Below are 2,881 nucleotides of genomic sequence, written 5' to 3' on the forward strand. Positions count from 1 at the left end.
CTCTAGGCCTCAGGGATGTCTCATCTTGAAGGGGGCTTCCCGCTTAGATGCTTTCAGCGGTTATCCCGTCCGACCATAGCTACCCGGCAATGCCACTGGCGTGACAACCGGAACACCAGAGGGTCGTCCACTCCGGTCCTCTCGTACTAGGAGCAGCTCTTCTCAAACATCCAACGCCCACGGCAGATAGGGACCGAACTGTCTCACGACGTTCTAAACCCAGCTCGCGTACCACTTTAAATGGCGAACAGCCATACCCTTGGGACCGACTTCAGCCCCAGGATGTGATGAGCCGACATCGAGGTGCCAAACACCGCCGTCGATGTGAACTCTTGGGCGGTATCAGCCTGTTATCCCCGGAGTACCTTTTATCCGTTGAGCGATGGCCCTTCCATACAGAACCACCGGATCACTAGAACCTGCTTTCGCACCTGCTCGACGTGTCTGTCTCGCAGTCAAGCACCCTTATGCTCTTGCACTCATTGCACGATGTCCGACCGTGCTGAGGGTACCTTCGTGCTCCTCCGTTACGCTTTGGGAGGAGACCGCCCCAGTCAAACTACCCACCACACACTGTCCTCGATCCGGATAACGGACCTGAGTGAGAACGCCAATGATGCCAGGCTGGTATTTCAAGGTTGGCTCCACCCGAACTGGCGTCCGGGTTTCAAAGCCTCCCAGCTATCCTACACAGGCAACATCAGCGTCCAGTGTGAAGCTATAGTAAAGGTTCACGGGGTCTTTCCGTCTAGCCGCGGGTACACCGCATCTTCACGGCGATTTCAATTTCACTGAGTCTCGGGTGGAGACAGCGTGGCCATCATTACGCCATTCGTGCAGGTCGGAACTTACCCGACAAGGAATTTCGCTACCTTAGGACCGTTATAGTTACGGCCGCCGTTTACCGGGGCTTCGATCAAGAGCTTCGGCCGAGGCCTAACACCATCACTTAACCTTCCGGCACCGGGCAGGCGTCACACCCTATACGTCCGCTTGCGCGTTAGCAGAGTGCTGTGTTTTTACTAAACAGTTGCAGCCACCTGGTATCTTCGACCGGTTCGGGCTCGGGGAGCAAGTCCCATTACCCTACGCCGGCGTGCCTTCTCCCGAAGTTACGGCACCATTTTGCCTAGTTCCTTCACCCGAGTTCTCTCAAGCGCCTTGGGATTCTCACCCTGACCACCTGTGTCGGTTTGGGGTACGGTCGCACATGATCTGAAGCTTAGAGGCTTTTCCTGGAAGCGTGGCATCAATGACTTCCGGACCGTGGTCCGTTCGTTTCGTGTCTCGGCCTTAGCGTCCCGGATTTACCTAAGACACCAGCCTACTCACTTTCACCAGGACAACCAACGCCTGGCTCACCTAGCCTTCTCCGTCCCCCCATCGCAATCATGTCCGGTACGGGAATATTGACCCGTTTCCCATCGACTACGCCTTTCGGCCTCGCCTTAGGGGCCGACTCACTCTGCTCCGATTAGCGTCGAACAGAAACCCTTGGTCTTCCGGCGAGGGAGTTTTTCACTCCCTTTATCGTTACTCATGTCAGCATTCGCACTCGTGATACCTCCAGCATGCTTCTCAACACACCTTCATTGGCTTACACGACGCTCCTCTACCGCTCATCCAGAGGATGAACCCGTAGCTTCGGTACCTGGTTTAGCCCCGTTACATCTTCCGCGCAGGCCGACTCGACTAGTGAGCTATTACGCTTTCTTTAAAGGATGGCTGCTTCTAAGCCAACCTCCTAGCTGTCTGAGCCTTCCCACATCGTTTCCCACTTAACCAGGATTTGGGGACCTTAGCTGACGGTCTGGGTTGTTTCCCTTTTCACGACGGACGTTAGCACCCGCCGTGTGTCTCCCACGCTCGCACTCACCGGTATTCGGAGTTTGCCTCGGGTTGGTAAGTCGGGATGACCCCCTAGCCGAAACAGTGCTCTACCCCCGGCGGTGATACGTGAGGCGCTACCTAAATAGCTTTCGAGGAGAACCAGCTATCTCCGAGCTTGATTAGCCTTTCACTCCGATCCACAAGTCATCCAAATCTTTTTCAACAGATCCTGGTTCGGGCCTCCAATTGATGTTACTCAATCTTCACCCTGCTCATGGATAGATCGCTCGGTTTCGGGTCTATATCCAGCGACTGTGTCGCCCAGTTAAGACTCGGTTTCCCTACGGCTCCCCTATACGGTTAACCTCGCCACTGAATATAAGTCGCTGACCCATTATACAAAAGGTACGCAGTCACGGAACAAGTCCGCTCCTACTGCTTGTACGCACACGGTTTCAGGGTCTATTTCACTCCCCTCTCCGGGGTTCTTTTCGCCTTTCCCTCACGGTACTGGTTCACTATCGGTCAGCCAGGAGTATTTAGCCTTGGAGGATGGTCCCCCCGTCTTCAGTCAAGGTTTCTCGTGCCCCGACCTACTCGATTTCACATGATCAGATTTTCGGCTACGGGGCTATCACCCACTATGGCCACGCTTCCCAGCGTATTCGCCTAATCAGTCACATGCTTAAGGGCTGGTCCCCGTTCGCTCGCCGCTACTAGGGGAATCTCGGTTGATTTCTTTTCCTCAGGGTACTTAGATGTTTCAGTTCCCCTGGTTCGCCTCCTACGCCTATGTATTCAGCGTAGGATACTCAGCTGATGCTGAGTGGGTTTCCCCATTCAGAGATGTCCGGGTCACAGGTCGTTTGCCACCTCACCGAACCTTATCGCAGGCTACCACGTCTTTCATCGCCTCTGGCTGCCTAGGCATCCACCGTGTGCGCTTCATTGCTTGACCCTATAACCCGAAGGGGTCTGGTATCTCGCAATGATAACGATTGCCGGATACGCTTGAGACGTATCACTTAACAATTACGTATGAACGTTTCAA

1 rRNA gene is annotated in these 2,881 nt (G+C 54.5%); it reads right to left on the reverse strand.

Going from position 1 to position 2,881, the window contains the following annotated elements:
• Window positions 1-2,788, reverse strand: a 23S ribosomal RNA gene (locus tag NH398_RS16685); the annotation flags it as partial.
• Between the last annotated feature and the right edge of the window lie 93 nt (window positions 2,789-2,881).

The organism is Halomonas sp. CnH100-B (genome assembly GCF_024124605.1).
Classification (GTDB): Bacteria; Pseudomonadota; Gammaproteobacteria; order Pseudomonadales; family Halomonadaceae; genus Vreelandella.